This window comes from Streptomyces atratus (assembly GCF_900119365.1).
GTDB classification, from domain to species: domain Bacteria; phylum Actinomycetota; class Actinomycetes; order Streptomycetales; family Streptomycetaceae; genus Streptomyces; species Streptomyces atratus_B.
Genome location: NZ_FPJO01000045.1, coordinates 12,479 through 32,977 on the forward strand (window position 1 = coordinate 12,479; position 20,499 = coordinate 32,977).

Annotated in this window: 20 protein-coding genes and 3 pseudogenes; 7 read left to right on the top strand and 16 right to left on the bottom strand. The window is 70.0% G+C overall.

Translation table 11 applies throughout. The annotated features are described in order from the left end of the window. Positions 1-127: 127 nt before the first annotated feature. Entirely contained in the window at positions 128-1,423 is a 1,296-nt protein-coding gene (locus BT364_RS36370; protein WP_072489468.1) for a GNAT family N-acetyltransferase, read from the top strand. Between the two features lie 64 nt (positions 1,424-1,487). Here the strand turns inward: BT364_RS36370 and BT364_RS42105 are convergent, their stop codons facing one another. Both BT364_RS42105 and BT364_RS36380 read right to left on the bottom strand, forming a co-directional pair. Next, positions 1,488-1,709, bottom strand: coding sequence for a Tn3 family transposase (locus BT364_RS42105; protein WP_218172479.1), 222 nt, complete (start codon positions 1,707-1,709; stop codon positions 1,488-1,490). A 75-nt stretch (positions 1,710-1,784) separates the two neighbouring features. Then, positions 1,785-3,254, bottom strand: coding sequence for an MFS transporter (locus tag BT364_RS36380; protein WP_072489452.1), 1,470 nt, complete (start codon positions 3,252-3,254; stop codon positions 1,785-1,787). A gap of 150 nt (positions 3,255-3,404) precedes the next feature. Between BT364_RS36380 and BT364_RS36385 the strand changes: the two genes are divergently transcribed. Next, positions 3,405-3,971, top strand: a complete 567-nt coding sequence (locus tag BT364_RS36385) for a TetR/AcrR family transcriptional regulator (protein WP_072489453.1) — start codon at positions 3,405-3,407, stop codon at positions 3,969-3,971. Positions 3,972-4,172: 201 nt separating this feature from the next. Here the strand turns inward: BT364_RS36385 and BT364_RS36390 are convergent, their stop codons facing one another. From BT364_RS36390 to BT364_RS36430, 9 genes are all read right to left on the bottom strand, one after another. After that, positions 4,173-4,775 (bottom strand): recombinase family protein, encoded by a 603-nt coding sequence (locus BT364_RS36390; RefSeq protein ID WP_072489454.1) that lies wholly within the window; start codon positions 4,773-4,775, stop codon positions 4,173-4,175. A gap of 157 nt (positions 4,776-4,932) precedes the next feature. Further along, entirely contained in the window at positions 4,933-6,102 is a 1,170-nt protein-coding gene (locus BT364_RS36395; RefSeq protein WP_072489455.1) for a GNAT family N-acetyltransferase, read from the bottom strand. A 9-nt stretch (positions 6,103-6,111) separates the two neighbouring features. Then, the gene (locus tag BT364_RS36400) at positions 6,112-6,642 is read right to left on the bottom strand and encodes a MaoC family dehydratase (protein ID WP_072489456.1); all 531 of its coding nucleotides are present in this window, start codon (positions 6,640-6,642) and stop codon (positions 6,112-6,114) included. Continuing rightward, entirely contained in the window at positions 6,639-7,484 is an 846-nt protein-coding gene (locus BT364_RS36405) for an HpcH/HpaI aldolase/citrate lyase family protein (RefSeq protein ID WP_072489457.1), read from the bottom strand. Before BT364_RS36405 ends, BT364_RS36400 begins: the two co-directional genes overlap by 4 nt. A 7-nt stretch (positions 7,485-7,491) precedes the next feature. Then, the gene (locus tag BT364_RS36410) at positions 7,492-7,722 is read right to left on the bottom strand and encodes an acyl carrier protein (RefSeq protein ID WP_072489458.1); all 231 of its coding nucleotides are present in this window, start codon (positions 7,720-7,722) and stop codon (positions 7,492-7,494) included. After that, the gene (locus tag BT364_RS36415; protein ID WP_072489459.1) at positions 7,719-8,720 is read right to left on the bottom strand and encodes a beta-ketoacyl-ACP synthase III; all 1,002 of its coding nucleotides are present in this window, start codon (positions 8,718-8,720) and stop codon (positions 7,719-7,721) included. Before BT364_RS36415 ends, BT364_RS36410 begins: the two co-directional genes overlap by 4 nt. Then, on the bottom strand, positions 8,717-9,742 hold the full coding sequence (gene dmpG, locus BT364_RS36420; protein ID WP_256260387.1) for a 4-hydroxy-2-oxovalerate aldolase: 1,026 nt from the start codon (positions 9,740-9,742) through the stop codon (positions 8,717-8,719). The genes BT364_RS36415 and dmpG overlap by 4 nt, the downstream gene beginning before the upstream one ends. A 14-nt stretch (positions 9,743-9,756) precedes the next feature. Next, a complete protein-coding gene (locus BT364_RS36425) occupies positions 9,757-10,614 on the bottom strand; it encodes an acetaldehyde dehydrogenase (acetylating) (protein ID WP_079179822.1) in 858 nt (285 codons plus the stop codon). Between the two features lie 68 nt (positions 10,615-10,682). Beyond that, a complete protein-coding gene (locus BT364_RS36430; protein WP_072489462.1) occupies positions 10,683-11,474 on the bottom strand; it encodes a 2-keto-4-pentenoate hydratase in 792 nt (263 codons plus the stop codon). A gap of 192 nt (positions 11,475-11,666) precedes the next feature. On the opposite strand from BT364_RS36430, the gene BT364_RS36435 reads away from it, so the two are divergent. After that, positions 11,667-13,040: an NsdA family TPR-like regulatory protein gene (locus tag BT364_RS36435; RefSeq protein WP_072489463.1), complete on the top strand. Its 1,374-nt coding sequence runs from the start codon at positions 11,667-11,669 to the stop codon at positions 13,038-13,040. Positions 13,041-13,042: 2 nt separating this feature from the next. Here BT364_RS36435 and BT364_RS36440 read toward each other — a convergent pair whose 3' ends face one another. The 4 genes and pseudogenes from BT364_RS36440 to BT364_RS43735 all read right to left on the bottom strand — a co-directional run. Continuing rightward, positions 13,043-13,783 (bottom strand): NUDIX domain-containing protein, encoded by a 741-nt coding sequence (locus BT364_RS36440; RefSeq protein ID WP_256260388.1) that lies wholly within the window; start codon positions 13,781-13,783, stop codon positions 13,043-13,045. A 57-nt stretch (positions 13,784-13,840) separates the two neighbouring features. Then, positions 13,841-15,748 carry a Tn3 family transposase gene (locus tag BT364_RS42410; RefSeq protein WP_218172480.1) on the bottom strand — a complete coding sequence of 636 codons (1,908 nt, stop codon included), beginning with the start codon at positions 15,746-15,748 and terminating at the stop codon, positions 13,841-13,843. Between the two features lie 700 nt (positions 15,749-16,448). Then, positions 16,449-16,886: pseudogene (locus BT364_RS44485) on the bottom strand (DUF4158 domain-containing protein); the annotation flags it as partial. 281 nt (positions 16,887-17,167) lie between these two features. Continuing rightward, positions 17,168-17,322, bottom strand: a pseudogene (locus tag BT364_RS43735) (alpha/beta fold hydrolase); the annotation flags it as partial. A gap of 244 nt (positions 17,323-17,566) precedes the next feature. On the opposite strand from BT364_RS43735, the gene BT364_RS36460 reads away from it, so the two are divergent. Then, a complete protein-coding gene (locus tag BT364_RS36460; protein WP_072489464.1) occupies positions 17,567-18,424 on the top strand; it encodes a tyrosine-type recombinase/integrase in 858 nt (285 codons plus the stop codon). A 79-nt stretch (positions 18,425-18,503) separates the two neighbouring features. On the opposite strand, the gene BT364_RS42110 is transcribed toward BT364_RS36460, so the two are convergent. After that, entirely contained in the window at positions 18,504-18,662 is a 159-nt protein-coding gene (locus BT364_RS42110) for a hypothetical protein (RefSeq protein WP_177328374.1), read from the bottom strand. An 87-nt stretch (positions 18,663-18,749) separates the two neighbouring features. Here BT364_RS42110 and BT364_RS36465 point away from each other — a divergent pair, with 87 nt between their 5' ends. The 3 genes and pseudogenes from BT364_RS36465 to BT364_RS36475 form a co-directional block, all read left to right on the top strand. Then, positions 18,750-19,487: a dienelactone hydrolase family protein gene (locus BT364_RS36465; protein WP_072489465.1), complete on the top strand. Its 738-nt coding sequence runs from the start codon at positions 18,750-18,752 to the stop codon at positions 19,485-19,487. Positions 19,488-19,620: 133 nt separating this feature from the next. Continuing rightward, positions 19,621-19,818 (top strand): annotated as a pseudogene (locus BT364_RS39585) (Tn3 family transposase); the annotation flags it as partial. 68 nt (positions 19,819-19,886) lie between these two features. Beyond that, on the top strand, positions 19,887-20,499 hold a 613-nt coding region (locus tag BT364_RS36475), incomplete at its 3' end, for a YwqG family protein (protein ID WP_079179823.1).

A 20,499-nucleotide genomic window follows, 5' to 3' on the forward strand; every position in this document is an offset into this window, starting at 1 on the left:
ACCCTTTGCGGTTCAGCTCTCTCGCGAGGTGCCGCTGTTCATTTGTCGAAGGTTTCTTGAAGGTTGGTAGTTCGGCGATCAAGTAATCGGTTGTCTGTAGGCGCTGGTTGTGGATGCAATGTTCGTCATGGTTGCTCAGGTGCGCCCACCACAGCGAGATGAAATGAACGCGTACTACCGGGCCTTGCCCTTCGCGAGCGGGTTGCCGCAGTGGGAGCCGGCTGATGCCGCGTGGCACGGTGGTGCGGAGCCGTGGCCCCCGCAGCGCACTCCGGCGACCGCCGAGCAGTTGGAGGAGTGGGCAGAAGCTGACGTCCAGGACGAGTCTTTCCATCCGATCGCGACATTCGCAGACGGCGCGTGCGTCGGCGCATCGGCCGCCATCTCCTTCGACGTGACGGTTCCTGGCGGGGGTACGGTCAAGACAGCCGGTGTCACTTCTACCGGGGTGATCGCTACACACCGCCGACGCGGTTACCTGCGGCGGATGATGCAGGCCATGTTCGAGGCGGCCCTGGACCGAGGCGAGCCGTTGGCGATGCTCAGCGCCAGCGAGGGCAGCATCTACGGCCGATTCGGGTTCTCGCCGGCGACATACCGCACGCGGTGGGAGCTGGCCCGTCACGAAGCCGCCCTCCTTCCGGCAGCGCCCGATCCGGGTTCGCTGGAGCTGGTCGACGCCGCGCAAGCCAAGCAGTTCTGGCCTGTGGTGCACGCGAAGGTACGGGCAAACCGCGTGGGTGAGCTCACCCCTCTGCCCGGGCGCTGGGACAGGCTGTCCGATGGCGCGGACGGCACGAACGGACCGCTGCGGTATCTCGCCCACCGCGACCAGCACGGCGAAGTAGACGGCATCGCCAACTTTCGACTGCCGTGGTCCTCGACAGCCGTCAACGCGGGAACCCTGGTTGTCGAGGCGCTGGAGGCGACGAACCCGACGGCCTATCGCGCACTGTGGAGCCTGATGGTCGACTTCGACCTCACCAAAACCATCGTGGCGCCTGGCCGTCCGCGCGACGAACCACTGCGGTGGATGCTCGCGAACCCGCGGGCGATGCGCATCACCCGCCAGTCCGACAACCTGTGGGCACGCCTTCTCGACGTCCCCCGCGCCCTGACACAACGCTCGTACGACACGGCCGGCGAGGTGGCTTTCACCGTCGATGACGACCAAATGTGCCCGGCAAACAACCGGACATGGCTTCTCCGCGCAGGCGGTACCTCGGTGACATGCGTTGCCACCGACCAGCAGGCGGATCTGACCATCACAATCTCGGCACTCAGTTCGCTCTACTTCGGAGGCATGTCGGCGCATGACCTGACGTACGCGGGTCGCATCACTCCGCACGCCGACGGCGTGATCGCGCAGCTAACCCGGCTGTTCCGCATCGACCCCGAACCGCACAACTCCTTCGGCTTCTGAGGCAGCTATCGACTGCCAGGCGCTATCAGACCCCTCGGCCACTGTGCAGCCATTCAGCACGTGGTCAGTCGCTCTCGTCGTCTTCGGCCGCGTCCGGGTCCCGGAAGGGGCGCAGGCCCTGGCCCGGCGCGCTGGCCTTGATGTTGAACAGGTAGCGGCGCAGGAAGTTGATGTGCCGGTCCTTGAGCGGGGAGAGCCGGGCGACGTCCTCGTCCTTGATGTCGTGGCCTTCGGCGCGCAGCCGGGCCACGGCGGCGTCGAGGCATGTGTGAGAGGCGCGGAGCACCATCCCTTTGGCCGGGAGGCGTCCCGCCGGGGGATGATCCGGCGGGACACCTCCCGGCCAAGGTCGGTGTCGCCGTCAACAGCTGTTCGCGGATGCCTTGTTCGAGGTGGTGACCACACCTGGACCGGTGGAACGTTGCGGCGCCGCGGAGTTTTCCACGGTCCTGGACCTCGCCAGCCACAGGCCGGTGAACACGGCGGTGGCCAAAGTGACGGCGCCGGCAGCGAGGAAGGTGTTGTTGAGGCCGGTCTCGAAGGAGGCGCCGCCGGATTGCCGGGTGCGGACGATGGCTCCGAGGACCGCCACGCCGAGCACCGCGCCGATCTGACGGGTGGTGCTGCTGATGCCTGATGCGAGGCCGCCTTCCTGCGGGCTGACTGCCTGGATGGCGGCTCCCGTCAGTGGGGACATCGTCAGGGCGAAGCCGATGCCGACGACTCCCAGCCGCCACCACACGTTCCCGTAGCCGGTGTCGGCGTGCACCATGCCGAGCGTCAGCAGTCCCAGGCCGGCCAGGGCCAGGCCGCTGGTGACCACGATTCGGAAGCCGTACCGGGCGGCGAGCCGGCCCGCGTACGGGCTGACGATCACCATGGCGAGGGATACCGGCAGGGTCTGCAGGCCGGCGCGCAGGATCGAGCTGCCCTGGACGTACACGAAGAACTGGGAGAAGAAGAACGACGAGCCCATGAGCGCGAACCCCACCACGACCATGGCGGTGTTGGATACGGTGAACAGGCGCTGCCCAAACAGCCGCAGCGGCAGCATCGGAGCGGAGCGACGCGCTTCGACGGCGACGAAGGCGGCGAGGAGGATCACCGCGGCGGTGAAGCTGCCCAGGATCACCGGCGACGTCCAGCCGCGGGCACCACCCTCGATCAGCCCGTAGGTCAGCGCACCCACCCCCAGAACGGACAGCACCGTTCCCGGGATATCGATCGCGGGGGCGCTCGGATTGCGGGTCTCTTCAAGGCTGCGCAGACCGACCAGCAGAAGAACCACGCCGATGGGCAGATTGACCAGGAAGATGGCGGGCCAGCCGAAGGCATCCGTCAGCACGCCGCCGGCCACGGGGCCCGCGGCCAGACCGATTCCGCTGAATCCGGCCCACAGCCCGATCGCCTTGATTCGTTCTTGCGGCACGGGATGGGCGGCGACGAGCAGGGCCAGCGAGGCAGGGCTCAGCGCCGCGGCCCCGATGCCCTGCAGCACCCGGCCGGCGACCAGCCAGCCGAGCGAGGGCGCGAGGCTGCACAGCACCGACGCGGCGGTGAACACCGCCACGCCGGTCAGGTACACCCGCTTGCGGCCGAACCGGTCGGCGAAGACACCGCCGGACAGCAGCAGCATGGCGACCAGCAGTACGTACGCGTCGACGATCCATTGCAGACCGGTCAACTGAGTGTGCAGCCGGTGCTGCATATCGGGCAGCGCCGCTCCAACAATCGTGTTGTCGAGCAGGACCATGAATTGGCCCAGGCAGGTCACCGTGAGCAGCACGGCCCGGTTTGATCGACTGCCTACAGCCGCAGGCGATGCCGCCATGGGGATTCCTCTCAATCGTTAGTTGCGCCCGGCCATGGCCGACGCGGGTGGCGATACACCTGAGCGCCCTAAAGCAACCAGCGGCTGCGTTAGGAGACTGTAAGGAGGGTCGCTCACAAACGCAAGTCACGACTGCGTTAAGGTAGGGGCATGAACGAGCGACAGCGAGCCCGGCGGCCCGGCGGGCGCAGCGCCCGCGTCGGCGCGGAGGTGCACCAGGCCGTCACCGACCTGATCAGTGAGCGCGGCTACGGCAACTTCACCGTCGGCGAGGTCGCAGCCCGCGCAGGCGTAGCCGACAGCAGCATCTACCGCCGGTGGGGCAGCCTGGAAACCCTGCTCACCGACGTGGCGCTCACCCGCCTCAACGCGCAGTCGCCGATGCCCGACACCGGGAGCCTGGCCGGCGACCTGCGCACTTACGCGGCCCAAGTGGCCCGCGAGATCACCGGACCCGACGGCCTGGCGGTGGTGCGCCTGGCCGTCGCCCTGTCGAGCAACGGTCAGCAGGGCCTGCAGGCTGGTGCCGACCTCCGCGCCGAACGCACCCGGCAACTGCAGTCCATGCTCGATCGCGCCCGCGACCGTGGCGAGCACGCACCCGACGCGTTCGACGTGCTGGACCACATCCTGGCCCCGATGTATATCCGCGTCTTGTTCGGCATGGTCCCGCTCACCCCGGACTACATCGACGGGCTGGTCGACCGAATGCTGTGACCTCAACCCGGTCCCCGGGATCAGCCCCCGGACGCGGTGCCAGGGCTCCGTGAGGTGGACCGGTCTTGTCCTGGCGATCCGACAGAAAGGGCTCTGCCTGGTCAGCAAGCAGGCGTTGATCGCCGGAGCCGAGTACGAACCGGACAGCCCACGTGAGTGGGGGTACCGGTAAGAACGCTGTCACCAGCCGCAAACGATGGGTTAGGGCTTCGTGACCACGGTCTTCTTGGGCTGGCGGGGGACGGTCTTGGTCTTGTCGAGGTGCCCATACACCGTGGAACGGGGCACGTTGAACATGTCGGCGATCTGCTGGACGGTCTTCTCGCGGGCGTCGTAGAGCTGCTGGGCGAGCTCGGCCTGGTCGGCCGTGAGCTTGGGCCGGCGCCCGCCGACCCGGCCTCGGGCCCGCGCGGAGGCGAGCCCGTCGTTCGTGTTCGCCACGATCAGCTCCCGCTGGAGCTCGGCCAGTACGGACAGCATGCCGAACATAGCCCGGCCCTCCATCGTGGAGGTGTCGATGCCCTGCTCGATGACGTGCAGGCCAATGCCGCGCTCGCGCAGCTCGGCGCCGAGGGTGACCAGGTGCAGGACGGAGCGGGAGAGCCGGTCGAGCCGGGTGACCTTCAGCGTGTCGCCCTCGCGCATCAGCTGCATGACGAGGTCGAGTTTGGGGCGGGAGGCTTTCGCGCCGCTGGCGACGTCGACGTGGATGTTGTCGCGGTCGACGCCGTTGCGCAGTAGTGCGTCAATCTGATGGTCGGGGTTCTGTTCGGCCGTCGAGGTGCGGCAGTATCCGAGAAGCATTGTCGGAAACTACCCCAACGACCGTTCGTCGACGTTGATTTCCGACGCGAGTTGCCGACAGTGTTCACCTGCGGGTTCGTGATCATGGCACCGAGTGTCGGCAGACGATCGTTTGCCGACACTCGGGCAGGTGAGAACGGGGAGACTCCCGCCGCTGTCAGAAGTGGTCCGGCAGCCAGGGCTCGAACTGTGTCGTGCTGCGGACGAGGGTGGTGAGGGCTTTGTCCGATGTGGTGTGGACTCCGGCCACGCGGGCCGAGGTGGTGGACCGGTAGCCGCCGGCGTACCAGACCGCGAGCTGTCGCCGGGTGAAGGTCACCTGTCCCTCGACGTGGGTGGGGATGATCTCGGCTGCTCCGTCACTGAACTGAAGCATCCACCGGGAACAGTCGCCGGTCTCGTTCTCGATTTCGATCGGTACGGCGGTGGTGAGGTCGGTGGGCCACCCGCGGAGCCGGATGGCCTGGGAGGTGTTGAGGATGCGGAGCATCCAGGGGTGCCAGGCTTCGGCGGTTGTGCGGTGGTGTCGGAGTCCGTGGAGGAGGGTGGGGTAGGGCGGGAGGGCGCCGCGCCGGAACTCGATGGTGCGGGCGCGGGTGTTGTGGTGGCCGAGGAAGGCGAGCATGGCGGCGGCGGTGGGCTGACCGGCGGCCCAGAAATCATGGACGACCAGGCTCATGCCGTGGCGCTCGTGCCGTTTGGTGGTGAGGCTGAGCAGGCCGGTGACGGGGTGGCCGGGCCGGGCGAAGCGGTAGGTGGTGAGGTTGCTCTTGTCGTGCTTCCACCGGGGCCACCAGGTGGGCCGGTGGACGGGACCGTTCCACTGTCGGGCGAGGTCGCGTTGGAGGGCTTCGGCTTCGTCGGTGAGCCCGTGCTCGACTTCGAAGTCCGCGGTGGTGAAGGAGTGTTTGAGGTCGTCGGTGGCCACCGCCCAGGCGAGGACGCCGGTGGGGGCTTCCCATCCGAGGCGGCGGGCGTAGCCGGTGGAGGAGGTCACTACCGTGGAGATCACCGCTCCGCGATCGATCAGGGGGCGCAGTCGTTCGGTGGCCATGTCGGCGGCCAGGTGCTCGCCGCGCTCCTCGGGGGCCACGCAGCCGTCGCCGAGGCAGGCGCTGGCGACAGGGGCACCGCCGAAGAACTGATCGACGAGGAGGCCGAGGCCGCCGGCGACGACCCGGCCGCCGCGGACGGCGACCTGGAGGTCGGCGTGCTCGCGCAGGTGGGTGATGTCACCGACCGGGTGGCCGTAGGCGCGGGTGGCGAGCTTGTTGTACTGCTCCCACAGGCCGTCGTCGGCCGGAGCGAAGGTCAACTGCTGATTCATGGTTCGCCCTCAGTAGTAGGTGGCGTCGCGAGCGGCGTCCGCGTTCAGAGGCACGAGGAAGGTGCGGGTGAAGGCCAGGACGCTGGTGTTGTCCTGGTTGTGTGCGGTGGTGTGGCAGGTGATGACCCCGGTGTCGGGTCGGCTCTCGGAGGCCCGGCGGGTGAGGATCTTCGTCTCGGCGTACAGGGTGTCGCCGATGTGGACGGGCGTGGTGAAGCGCACCTGGTCGACGGCGAGGTTGGCGGTGGTCAGGCCGCTGACGCTGCGGACGGTCATGCCGGCCACGAGGTTGAGGGTGACGCCGGAGCAGACCAGGATGCGGCCCCACCGGGTCTGGCTGCTGTAGTGGGCATCGGTGTGGATGGGGGCGACGTTGCCGCTCAGGGCGGCGCCGAGGAGGTTGTCGAGTTCGGTGACGGTCCGGCCGGGCCGGTGTTCGATGATCAGGCCGGGGGCGAGTTCGGGGTAGGAGAGGCCGACGCTCTCGCGGATCCGGTCCTCGCCGATCTGTCGGTAGCTGTGGGGCGGGCCGGTGCTCATGACGTACGGTCCGTTTCGGCGACGAGCGCGCGGGCCCGGTTGAAGAAGGGGGTGCCGCGCATCTGCCCGTCCACCGTGGTCACCGTTCCGCCGCTGGCGCCGGCGGCCGCGACGATGGCGCGGGCCTGTGCGATCTCTTCGGTGGTCGGGGTGAAGACCTCGTTGATCACCTGTACGTGGCGGGGGTGGACGCAGCCCTTGCCGTAGAAGCCGATCTCCTTGGCTCGTTCGGCGTCACGGCGCAGGATGCCGGGGTCGTCGAGTTCCCAGGTGGGGGCGTCGATGGCGGGGATGTTCGCGGCGGTGGCGGCGTTGATGAGGGCCGAGCGGGCGTAGTGGAGGGTGTCCCAGTCCAGGCCGCAGCGGACGGAGGCGGCGTAGTCGGCGGAGCCGAAGAGGACGCCGCCGAGCCGGGGTGCGCGCATGATCGCGGGGAGGGTGTCGAAGGCCCGGGGGCTTTCGATCAGCGCCCAGATGTCGGGGGTGTAGCCGTCGGTGTCGAGTACGGCGGCGACGAGTTCGATGTCGCGGGGGGATTCCACCTTGGGGACCACGATGAGGTCGGGCCGGGCGGTGTAGGCGGCGAGGGCGGCGAGGTCTTTGATGCCGTCGATCGTCGTGAGGCCGTTCATCCGGATGCCGAGGGTGCACGTCGGGTCGGGGTGAGCGAAGAACGCTTCGGAGGCGGTGCGGGCGGTCTGCTTGTCGGGGAGGGCGACGGAGTCCTCGATGTCGACGACAGCGACCGCGGCGCCGGACTTCCGCGCGGTGGCGAAGCGGCCTTCGTACAGGCCGGGGGTGATGATCCAGGCCCGTCCGGGCCGGCGGCTGTTGCTGGTCATGGGGTGGTCACCTTCCGTTGCGCTTGGTGGTGATGAGGAGGTCGAGCCGGCCGAGGGTGGCGGCGTTCTTGATGTCGCTGTCGCTGATGTCGATGCCGTAGCGGTCAGTGAGCAGGACGGACAGTTCGACGACGGCGAGGGAGTCGAATCCGGCGTGGTCGAGGCTGGCGTCGTCGGTGAGCCGGTCGGCGGGCAGCTTGAGGTCGTCGGTCAGGATGCGGGTGAGGTCACCGGTCATGTCCGGCTCCTTTGAGTGGGTGGCTGCGGGGAGAGGCCGGGCCAGGTGAGGGTGGTGGCACCCCAGGTCAGTCCGGCGCCGAACGCGGTGAGCAGGGTGCGGTGGCCGGGCTTGAGACGGCCGTCGGCGGCGGAGCGGGCCAGGAGCAGGGGGATGGACGCGGCGCCGGTGTTGCCGGTCTCGGCGATATTGCTGAGTTGGCGGTCTTCGGGGACGCCGAGCCTGCGTGCGACAAAGGCGGTGATGCGGCTGTTGGCCTGGTGCGGGACCAGGCGGTCGACGTCGCCGAGTTCCCACCCGGCGGCGGCGGTGGCCTGGCGGGACGCGGTGGACATGCGGTCGACCGCATGCCGGAAGACCTCGCCTCCGTCCATGTGCAGGGCGCCGGGGCGGGAGGCCCGGATCAGGCCGGCGCCGGCGCCGTCGCTGCCCAGGACCACCGGCCCGAGCGCCCCGGCCTCGTCTGCTCTGCCGTGGCGCAGCACCACGGCTCCGGCGCCGTCGCCGAACAGGGGGACGGTCGTGCGGTCCTCGGGGTCGGGAAGGGCGGCGAGGCGGTCGGCACCGATGACCAGGACGGTCCGTACCGTGCCGGCGGCGATCAGCCCGGCCGCGGTGGTGAGGGCGTAGAGGAACCCGGTGCAGCCTGCCGCGAGGTCGTAGGCGGGGATGCCGGTCAGGCCGAGCCGGGTGGCAACGGCGGGGGCGGTGGCCGGACAGCAGCGGTCCGGGGTGGTCGTGGCCACCACCAATGCCTCCACTGTGACCGGTTCGCTGTCGGCGAGGGCCTGGGCGCCGGCCCGAACAGCGAGGTCGGTCGTGGACAGGTCCGCCCCGGCAACGTGCCGTTGGGTGATGCCGGTCCGCGAGCGGATCCACTCGTCCGTGGTCTCCAGCCGTGCGGTCAGGTCGGCGTTCGAGACGGTGTGCGGGGGCAGCGCCGCGCCGACTGCGCAGATCACGGCCGCTCTCCCGGCAGCGACGGATGCGGCGGTCATCGGGTGGACGCCTTGAGCTGCCGGGCAACCACGCCGATCAGGTCTTCCTGCCCGGCGACGACCTGACGTTCGCCGAGGGCGAGGAACAGGTCGATGGGGTCGACGCCTTCGGCGCGTGCGGTCTGAAGGACGGGCCGCTTGAAGCCGGAGAACACCCCGGCGAGTCCGCTGGCCACGGCGATCGAGTCGATGGACGGCGGGGTCTTCATCAGGCGGTCGGCGGCGATGTCGGCGGCGGCCAGGACCTCGCGCAGGCCGATCCCGGTCTCGGCGCCGCGGCGCTCCAGGACGGCCACGAGGACTTCGAGCTGGGTGTTGCCGGCCCCGGCGCCGAACCCGCGGGCGGTCGCGTCGATGACGGTCGCCCCGGCGTCCACGGCGGCAAGGCTGTTCGCCACGGCCAGGCCCAGGTTGTTGTGGCCGTGGAAGATGACCGTCACGTCGACGGCGTCGGCGATGGCGTGCACGCGCTCGGTGACGTCGGAAGGGAGGTAGTGCCCGGCGGAGTCCATGATGCCGACGGCCTGGGCGCCGAACTTCACCATCAGGGCGCACTGTTCGGCGAGTTCGCCGGGGTCGGTCATGTGGCTCATGAGCAGGACGCCCTGGGCTTCGGCTCCGAGGTCGCGGACGACGCCGAGGTGGCGTTCGGTGACGTCGGCCTCGGTGCAGTGCGCGGCGATCCGTACGATGTCGGCGCCGTGGTGGACGGCGGCCTCCAGGTCGTCGGAGGTACCCCAGCCGGGGGCCATGAAGACGCCCATCCGCGACGAGGTGAGGGCTTCGCGGACGGTGGTGAGCATCATGGCGTCGTCGAGCTTGGAGCGGCCGATCTGGAGGCTGGAGGCACCCAGGCCGTTGCCGTGGCCGACCTCGACCACCGGCACTGCGGCGGCGTTCGCGGCGGTGGCGTAGGCGCGGAGCTGGTCGGCGTCGAGCTGGTGGCCGACAGCGTGGTGGCCGTCGCGCAGGGTCGGGTCGTGCAGGAGGATCCGGGGCCGCTCGTGCGGATGTGTGTTCACGGGTGGGGTTCCCTTCATCGGGACTGCTCGGCGAGCAGAACGGCGGCGGCGTTGATGATGTCGACGCTTCCGGCGTGAGGGGGCAGGCGGCCGCCGCAGGCGGTCACCTCCACCGCGGCCGAGATCCGGCCCGGGTCCACGGCGAGCGAGGTCACCTTGAACCCGGGCGTGTAGGCGCGCACGGCCTGGGCGGCGGCCGCGATGCTCGTGCGGATCGGTGCGGCACGGAAGCTGCCTGCGAGGACGGTCATGGCCACCCGGAACGGCGGGGCGGGCCGGGCCGGGCTGAGGTTGACCATCACCTTCACGTCCCGGGTGCCGGTGAAGGTCCGGATCGCGGCGGAGGTGGTGGCGATGTACTGGTCGAGGTTCAGGCGGGTGGCCCGGCCGGCGCTCGCGCTCGCCCCGGTGGAGACCACCTCGATGTAGGTGGGGGTGCAGTGCTCGGAGATCGCGTACAGGATTGGAATGGCCGCCTGCCCGCCGCAGCTGACGAGGTTCACGTGCCGGTGGGCCGCCGACCGGTGGCTGTTGACCCCCGGGACGATGACCGTGCCAAGCTCCGTGGGGGTCAGGTCGATCAGGGTGGTGCCGGTCGGACGCAGTGCCGCCCAGTGTTCGGCGTGGCTGTCGGCGTTGGTGGCGTCGAAGACCACATCGAAGGGCCCGGTATCCAGCACGGCTCGGATCCCGCCGGCCGTGGTCGAGTGGCCCATCTCGGCCGCCCGTCGCAGCCCCAGGCTGTCCCGGTCGCGCCCTGCCACCAGGGCCAGTTCCAGCTTCTGCGACTGGTGGATCTTGTCGGTGAGGTCGACGCCGATCAGGCCCGCGCCGAGTACCGCGACACGCAGACTCTGTTCATCAGCAGCCATCGGCCGCTCCTTCATTCGAGGGGAGGGGGTGCATGAGTGCGAGGTGCGGGGTCAGCAGGGTGCTGCGGTCAGCGCACGCGCAGTTCGACCGGCGGAAGATGCGGCGACCGGGCACGCACCGTGCTCCGGGCCTCCAGCGGGAGGCTGGCGTGCACGGCCCCGGCCAGGACCAGCTGCCCGGCGCGCAGTCCGCCGCCTGCGCGGTGCAGCCGTCCGGCGAGCCAGGTCAGGGCGCGGAGCGGGTCGCCGAGGACGGCGCGGCCCTCTCCGGTGGCCACCGCGGTGCCGTCGACGCTGACGACCAGCGGCTCGGCGGCCAGGTCCATGTCCGCGCCGAGCGGCACCATGGGCCCGGTGACCACCCGGGCACAGGACGCGTTGTCGGCGATGCTGTCCGCGACCGTGATGCGCCAGCTGGTGAACCGGGTGTCGATCACCTCCAGGGCGAGGAACACCTTCTCCACCGCCGCCCGTGCCTCGTCCACACTCACGCTTCCGCCCGCCAGGTCACGGCCGAGCCGGAAAGCGATCTCCGCCTCCACCCGCGGCTGCATCAGCACGGACCGGGCCATGGTGCTGCCGGTAGGCATCACCATGGCGTCCAGCAGGACACCCGAGTCCGACTCGTCGACGCCCATCTGTTCCTGCATGGCCCGAGAGGTCACCCCGGCCTTGTGGCCGACGACGCGGGCGCCGCCCGAGATCCGCCGGGCCACCGCCGCCCCCTGCACCCGGTAAGCGGTCTCCAAAGACAGCTCCGGACTCCGGACGGTCAGCGCGTCGATCGGCACGCGCTCGTACTCCGCCGCCAGCAGAGCCGACGCCGTAGCGGCGATCCAGCGATCATCCGGCTCGTCCATGACGATTCCTCCTCGGGGCATGGGGCATTACCTACGGTTCGCAGACGTGGGCACGGGAGCAGATCCAGCGCGGCGCTGACGATGCCGGCCGCCGGGTCCGGGCCTGATGAACAGTCAACCCGGGGGCTCACCGCAGCGGTACGGTGATGGACAGGCCAAGCGGTATATCGCGTATATACGGGGCAGGTACTCATGACCACGCGCACGCCGAACGTCCAGCTCAGCGCCCTTGTCGCCGAATCCGGCCTCACCTACGAGGCGCTGGCCAAGGCGGTCCGCGCGGTCGCCGCCGAGTGCGGCGCGGACTTACGTACGAACAAGTCCAATGTCGAGCACTGGCTCGGCGGATCCTTGCCCCGCGGCGACACACCCCGCTACCTCGCGGTCGCGCTCTCCCGGCGCCTGGGCCGCCTCCTGACCACCGCCGACCTCGGCCTGCCCTCCCCGGCAGAGTCCGAGGATGAGACCATCGGACTGTCCCTGGGGGGCGACCCGCTGGACGCTCTGCTGCCGATGTGGAGGTACGAGTTGGACCGCCGCCGCTTCCTGACGGCCTCCGCCTACTCCGCGGCCTCCGCGGCGTTACCCCTCAGCCACGTCCAGGACATCGCCGCCCGCACCGCGGCCGCCCGCACCGGCTACACCGTCGGCATGGCCGAAGTCGCCGCCGTCCGCGACATGATCCACACGTTCTCCGAGATGGACGAACGCCACGGCGGACAACACGGCCGCAGCGCCCTGGTCACCTACCTCCGCGACGACGTCGCCCCACTGTGCCGGGCCCGGTTCCGTACCGGCGAAGTCCGCCAGCAGATGCTGTCCGCCGCCGGCCGAGGGGTCCACCTGCTGGGCTGGAAGAGCTACGACGCAGGTCAGCAGGGACTCGCCCAGCGCTACTACCTCCAGTCCTACGCTCTGGCCGCAGAATCCGGCCTTCGCGGGCACGACGGATTCGTGATGCGCACGATGGCCATGCAGGGCCTCAAGCTCCATCGCCCCGAGCACTGCCTGGGCCTGGCCGAGACCGGACTGAACCGGGCCAAGGGACGGGTGGACGCCCAGACCGAAGCGCTCTTCCGCGTCGTTCACGCCCACACCCTGGCCAAAAGCGGCAAGCGCCGCGCGGCCCTGGCCGAGGCCGAACACGCCCGCACCCTGCTGACCGGTGCCCCCGGCGACGAGGTGCCGTTCTGGGCCCTGGCCTGGGGCCCGCCGGCCGCGTCGGTGTACTCCCGCACCGCCAAGGTCCACGAGACCGTGGGAGATCACCGGGCCGCCGCCGAGCAGTACGCGCTGGCCGCCACGGCCCGCCCCTCCGAAACCTACGCGCGGATCGTCGCCCTGGACCTGGTCGCGGGCGCGGAGATGCACCTCAAGCGCGGCAGCATCGAGCAGGCGTGCGCCACTTGGCACCGGGCCATCGACCACATGGACGGTGTCCGCTCCGTCCGCACCCGCAAGGCGGTCTCCCGTATGCGCGGCGACCTCGCACGCTTCCGGGCCCGTGGCCTGCGGTGCGTGGCCGATCTCGACGAACGGGGACGCGACTTCCTCGCCGCGGCCTGACCTCAGCGGCACCCGGCGAAGCGGCGAACAACCGGTTCCAGATAGTCCGCGTGCGGACCCGTCAGAGCAGCCAGTTCCTCCGGTGAACGCACCAGGGCGATGCCGTCGAGTTCAGGCACACGGCCCTGAACACGCTCGGCTGCCGCCGCCGCGGTGAAGCCCGCGCGCAACGTCGCCTCGGAAAGGGCAGGCGCGAGGTAGGTCAGGCCGACACTGCCATTCTCACCGCGGGTGGCGACCCGCAGCCTCAGCTCCTCGGCGACCACACTGATCCCCAACTCCTCGGCAAGCTCCCGCGCGGCCTGGCCGGCCAGCGCCGACTCGTCCAGCACCGCCCCGTCCTCGGGCGGCTCCACAGACCCACCCGGCAGCTGCCAGCGGCCCGGGGCAGCAGTAGCGGGCGACATCCTCGCCGCCAGCACACGGCCGTCACCGGTCGGCTGAACGACGTTCACGAACAGCGAGGGCAGTGCGGTGGCGCCGGGAACACGACGCAGCGCGTAGTGCCGGTAGGTCACGCGCACCCAGGACAGGCGCAGGATGCGCGGTCCGGTCCTCTCCAGTCCCCCACACGCCACCACAGGCCCGTCGAAGAGAGCGGGGTTGGCCCGCACCGCCCTCTCCCACGCCCGGTCCCGGGCCTCAGCGTCATCGGACGGCAGCGGCGGTTCCGCGACTTCGGTCAGCAGGAGCCGTTCGACGTCGAAGAGGTCAATGCCCACGGGGGGCAGCGTTTCGGTCACCGGCTCATCGTAGAACCCGCTCCAGGCTTGACCGCCGACTCAGGCGATTACGCGAATCTATGGGCGCCCGGCCAGCTGCTGGTCGTCGGTGTCCGCTGGTGAGCGGGGGCCCGGTACGGAAGCTGCGGCGAGGTCGAGACGGGCGCCCATATCGAGATTCACCTCGCCGTAGGGCCGGACATGGGACCAGAAGAGCGGGGTCAGGCCGCGCCGGTCGGCGGGCGTGAGGAGGTCTGCCCACTCCGGTTCGCCGAGGATGTCCTGGAGCATCAGGGTGTTCACGTAGACCAGGGCGGATTGCAGGATGCGCAGGCACAGCACGAACATCTCCTGCTCGTCGCGCCGGTTCGAGGCGATCTCGCCGCCCTTGCCGTAGGCGATCACGGAGTTCGCGCCGTTGGAGGACTCCATCACGTTCAGGCCCTCCTCGATCTCCCGCTGGAGGTCCCGAAGCCGCAGGTAGCGGGCCACGAAGATGGTCTTCTGCGCACGGCCGACCTCCAGCATCGCCGCGTAGGTGGGGTGGGAGGCGTTGCGGGTGAAGCGGCGCAGGATCGCCTCGGTGGACGCGGTACGGGTCCGGATCGCGGTCGCATACTTGATCATCTGGTCGTACTGCTGGGTGATGAGTTCCCAGCGGATCGGACGAGTCAGCGCCGGAGTCAGCTGCGGGTAGGCGTCCGGTTCACCGGCCACCGGCCGGTACAGCTTCACCTTGTTGATCCGCTTGATCCTCGGCAGCAGGTCGAAGTTCAGCAGCCTCGTGACGCCGAACCCCATCTCCGACTGGCCATGCGAGTCCGTGTAGTTGGCCTCCACGTCCATGGTGGTGCCGTGCCGCATCGCGCCCTCGATCATCGCGGCGACCTCGGAGGCGGTGCAGTTGATCAGCTGGGAGTGGATGGCCAGGGACTTCTTCTCCACATGCCAGTAGATGAGCACCCCGCGGCCGCCGTAGCGCGAGTGCCACTCGGTGAACAGGTTCTGGTCGTAGGCGCGGACATGGGTGGAGTCGGAGGCGACCGCGGTCGAGCCCTGGCCCCACAGCTCGGCGCTGCGGGCGGCGAAGGTGGCGTTCGCGATCTGGACGGCGATGGCGCGGGCCGACTCCGCCGACAGATACCGGCGCCGCACGTAGCGCAGCTCGTCCTCGGTGTGCCCGTGGCCGCCGGACGCCACGGCCTTGATCCCGGTGTTCGTGCCATACGCGTAGATGACCAGCAGCAGGCGTTCGGCCAGCACCTCCGGCGAGAGGCTGCCGCCGCCGGAGACGGAGGTGACCGCGTCCAGGCAGCCGGTGCGCAGCACCGCTTCCTTGAGCATGTCGACGAGCGGCACGATGCCCCACCGGCGCTGTACCTCGGCCTTGACCCTGCGCAGGTTGCGCGGCTCGGGCTGGGCCTCGGCCGCCGTGAGCCGGATCGCCCCGGACTTCCGCTCGGAGATGTCCAGCCAGGACAGCTTCGGCATCGTGTCGTTGAGCAGGGTCAGTTCGGCCGTCATCTGCTCGCGCAGCTCGTCGACGAACACCGCGGCGTCCAGCGGCTTGCGCAGCTCCCGGTAGTTCTCCTCCCGACGGGCCTCGAAGTCCTGCGGCAGGTCCTCGTCCGGGTTGCGCCACCTGTCGGCGCCAACCACCCAGATCTCCTTGCACTTGAGCTGATCGCGCAGGGCCTGGAAGGCGACGACCTCGTAGACCATGCGCACCACCCGGCGACGGCCCCGCTTGTCGGCGCGGTGGACGACCTCCGCCCAGTCCCCGCCCATCGCCTTGTGGACCGGCACCGTCTCGCCCAGCGGGTAGTACGACGTGTTCCCCGCGTTCGCGTACCGGGCCACCAGCGCCAGGGCCTCGATCACCGGCCGGTGCGTGTGGTTGGAGGAACGGAACTCCAGCACGTCCAGCAGCCGGATCAGCCCGCGCCGGTAGTGGTTGGTGTACGACGCCTTCAACGTCGTCTGCACCGTGCGCCAGCTCCCGCAGCGTCGCCTCGCCCCCGGACACCGCCGGGAACACGACCTGACGGACCGTCCCCTCCGGGGTGCCCAGCGACGCCTCGGCGAGCTTGAAGAGGATGTTCTCCTTGCCCGACACCTTCTTGAACGCGTTGATGAGCTGCTCGGTGACCTTCTTCTCCGCCCGCGCCCCGATCCGGTGCACCGTGGAGATCAGCAGCTCCACCAGCGTGTCGGTGATCTCCCGCTCCCGCTCATGCAGCAGCGCGGCCAGCAACGTCACCCGCAACGTCACCCGCAGCGCCACCGGGTGCGTCCGCAGGTGGGAAGGCGACTCCACAGCGGCCCGCGCCCGCCATCCGGCCACGACCTTCGGCGCGACGTCGATGAACAGATCCCGTGGCAGGCCGATCGCCCGCACCGCCAGGAGCTTGTCGATCTCGGTGAGCATCGTCTCCAGGCTCACGTTGCCCGGCGCTTCCTTGACCTTCGCCAGCACCGGCGGCGCGTCCTCGCCCTCCGTACCGCCGCCCGCGGGCCCGGCGTCGTCCTGGTCGGCGCCGGCCACCAGAGCCACGATCCGCTCCACGCTCTCCACGGTCAGCCGGGAAGAGACCAGGGCCGTCAGCGACTCCTCGGCCGCCCGCAGGGCGGCCCCCACGATCCGGTCGCACCGGCCCGCCGTGGGCGGCTCGATGCTCTCCGTACGGCAGCGCGCCAGCAGCTCCACCCGCACCTGCTCGGGCCTGCGTTCCTTATGCGCGACGTGTTCGGCCAGATACGTCGTCAGCTTCTCCGCGTCCGCGACGCTGCACTCACGGAATCCGAGGTGCTCCCGGATCTGCGCGCGGTGGTACTCGACCGTGCGGCCCGTCCAGTCGTAGAAGCCCAGCTCCGAGGCGGGTACCTGCACCTGCCGGGCGATGAACTCCACCGCCTCACCCGCCAACTCGGCGCGGCCCCGGGGAAACCGGCCGTACTGCGTATAGAACTTCAGCAGCACGGCGAAGCCCAGGCGCGTCGCACCACGCTTGCCGGACACGAGCGCCTGCTCGTCCTTCAAGAGCGTCCAGTGCTCGACGAGTTCATCCAGGTCCAACGGAGTACGGGCCACGATCGCCGATCGTCCTCGCAGAACTTCACCCACCGCAGCCGTACGGCCCAGGCGTCGCCCGCACGGGTGACGCCCTCGCAAGATCAGTGCCGTTTGCGGCTGGTGACAGCGTTCTTACCGGCACCCCGAGTGGATCAACTGGTTCGCGGCCTCGAAGAAGATGCTCCACAAGCATCACTTCACATACCGGCGAGACGGCGGTGTGGGCGTCCGCCCGAACGCCCCCGGGCAGGTACAGCCGCGCGTACCCAGCTCTCATGGTGCTCGGGGCCAGAGCACCCGGGGTGGGGAAAACTACTCGGTCAGCGGTTGGCCTACGAGGCGCCGTCAAGGACGTGGCGCAGCCGATGCGCGACTCGTCCGGCTCCCCCGGATATCCGAACTCTCCGTCGCAGAACCCGCCGTGATGGCTCGGGAACACGGTCACCCGCTGTCCGAGCAGTTCGGCGGTCGCGACGGAGGTGCGTCCGACCCCACCAGTACCGAGGCCGGACGAGCACTCCGATCTCTGCTCCCCGCGCCTCCGGAGATGCGGGCACGTCCACTGACCGCTCCTGCTGCCCGAAGGCGGAATGAGCAGTGTTGCGTAACAGCCGCCCTTTCTTGAAAGCTCTGCGCATGCGTGGGCAGGTACCGGGGCTCGCACGATGAAGAGACCTGCGGCAAGGGGGAGTGGCTCATACTCTGGCTGTTACGCAACATAAAGTGCCTCCATGACAGCACTCGACGGCTACGCTCTCCAGCTCCTGGACGACTGGCTCGCCGGCCCCAACAACGGACGCGGCGGCCCGTTCAGCAGCGACGCTCTCGACGGCTACGAACGCGACGTCCGCTCCTGGCTCACCTTCTGCGCCGCCGAGGACATCGACTGCTGGGCCACCGGCCCCCTCGCCGTCGGGCGCTGGGCCGACACCCGCCGCGGCAGCACCGCCCGCACCAGAGCCAAGGCCGTATCCGTCCTGCGCTCCTTCTACGGATACGCCATCACCCAGGGCATCGCCGCGGACAACCCCGCCACCGAAGCGGTCCGCGGCCGCGTCGGCAACACCCCCGCCACCCGCGTGACCACCCGCGAATGCGCCGCCGCGATCCGGTCCGCCGCCGACCGCTACCGCGGCCCCGAACCCGAACGCGCCCGGCTCTTCGTCTACCTCCTGCTCGCCGGCCTGCGCCCCGGCCAGATCTGCGACCTCCTCATCCAGGCCCGCCACACCGAACAGCACCGCAACACCTGGGACGTCCCCCAGAAAGGCGGCGGCACCCGGCTCCTCGCCTTCCCCCGCGAAATCACCGGCGCCGTCGACGAATACCTGCCCCACCGCACCCACCGCGCACCCGCCGGCTCCACCGAACACACCGGACCGCTCCTCACCTCCCGCAACGGCCGCGCCCTGGACCGCGAATCCACCGCACGCCGCCTCCTGCGCGCAGTCCTCGCCGCAGGCGACCCCGAAATCCTTCCCGCACACCTCACCGGCGACGAGATCGCCCACACCCCCGAAGACCTGCGCCCGTTCACCGTCACCAACGCCCGACCGGCGAGCCGGACACCGAAAGCACACGGGGACTGAGACCGGCCGGCCCCACCGGCCCGGAACGTCAGCCGTCCACAGCTCTCCCCGTGCCCCGTGAGAAGGGCACGGACCCGGTTCAGGCATTGAGATCCGGTACGCGCACCGGCTCGCCCTCCCACAGCTTCGGGGCCGTGGTGGCGATGATCGCTCCGCCCGGGCGGTCCGGGGTGGGCTGCGCCAGCAGCTGGGCTGCGCTGCCGCGGGAACGGGGTTTTTGACGGTTCTTGTGAGCCATCGCCGCATTTCAGAGGGACATCCGCGCTGTTCTGCCAGCGGTGAACCCCGGCCCGACCGGGCTCGACGATCACTAAAGTCCAGTCTCATGACGACCATTACAACGCGCACGGTCGAGTACCCGGCCGACGGTCTGACGATGATCGGGCACCTCGCGCTCCCGGCCGGCGTCGACCGCCGGCCCGCGGTGCTGCTCGGGCCAGAGGGGACGGGGCTCAGCGACGTCGAGCGCCGCCGGGCCGATGCTCTCGCCGAGCTGGGATACGTAGCGCTGGCCTTCGACCTTCACGGCGGGCGCTATTTGGGTGACCCCGAGGAGATGCTGGCCCGTTGCATGCCGCTGCTCGCCAACCCCGACCGGATGCGGGGCATCGGTCATGCGGCGCTCGACGTGTTGCGCGCCGAACCGCGGACCGACCCCGACCGGATCGCCGCCATCGGCTACGGCACCGGGGGCGCCGTCGGGCTGGAACTCGGGCGCGACGGCGTCAACCTGCGCGTGATCGGGACAGTCAACGCGCTGACCACGGGCCGACCGGGTGAGGCGGCGCGCATTCGCTGCCCGGTGTGGGCCGGGGTCGGGTCGGAAGACCCGATCATGCCGCCCGCGCAACGGGGCGCGTTCACCGCAGAGATGCAGGCCGCGGGCGTCGACTGGCGCCTCGTGGTCTACGGCGGCGCCTTGCACGCCTTCCACCACCCGCCGGTCGACCACACCGTGCGTCCCGGCGTCGGCTACCACCCACGGCACGCGCAGCGAGCCTGGCGCGACGTCGTCGACCTGCTCTCCGAGTGCCTGCCCGTGACGGAGGATCTGGGGGCATGACCCAGGTAAGCCTGCCGGCGCCGGGCCTGGCCGGCGTCGGGCACTGACAGTCCCCTCCCCTCAAGTCCGCACAGGAGAACCGCATTCGGGCGGATGCTCGATCGCGGAGACGCGTTCGTAACTGCCGCAGTAAATACCGGATTTCCGCGCGGAGGGCCACGACATCAAGGACGAGGACATGGCCCGCCTGTCCCCGCTGAAGAACGCGCACATCAACTTCCTGGGCCGCTACCTGTTCAACATCGCCGCCAGCGGGCCCGCCCAGGGCCTGCGGCCCCTGCGCGACCCGGACGAGGCCGACCCCGCGGACGAGGACCAGGACGAGGGCTGATCCGCGGTGTCCCGCGCAAGGCGCCCGCTCCCCCCGGGCCTGTCACAGGCGGCCAGTAGCCTCTCGCCATGCAGATAGCGCTAATGATCTACGACGGCTCCGCACCGGCCGATTCCGACGTTCCTCGTACCGGGGGCGTGCCGCTGGCTCCTGCCGGATTCGCCTGGCCCCTGTGCGGCTGCGGGGGACCGCTTCAGTTCTTCGCCCATCTCCCCGTCGAGGACGGTGTCCTGTCGGTGTTCCTGTGCCAGAACAACCCCGGGGCGTGTGCGTTCTGGGACGCGAGCTCCAGCGCGAACAGGGTCTATCTGTTTCCCCGGGAGGAACTGCGGCCGGTAGCCGTACCCGAGGCGGGATTGACGCTGCTGCCCGCCACCTCGGCCATCCGCACCCACGTCGTGACGATCGACCCCGAAGATGCCTGCGACGAGGAAGGGACCGATGGCGCCTACGACCTTGCCCGCTCGGGATGGAAGTGGGAACCCGAAGAAGGATTCGGGAAGCAGCGCGAAGTGCTCGGGTCGCTCGGAGGCAGTCCCTCCTACCTTGAGGACGACCGCCTGCCCGTGTGTCCCTCCTGCACCGGCACGATGGAGTTCGCGGCACACCTGGAGGAGGGGATAACCCGGGAGACCGCGATGAAACTCGGCGGTCAGCTGGGCTACGTCTTCGTCTGCCGCC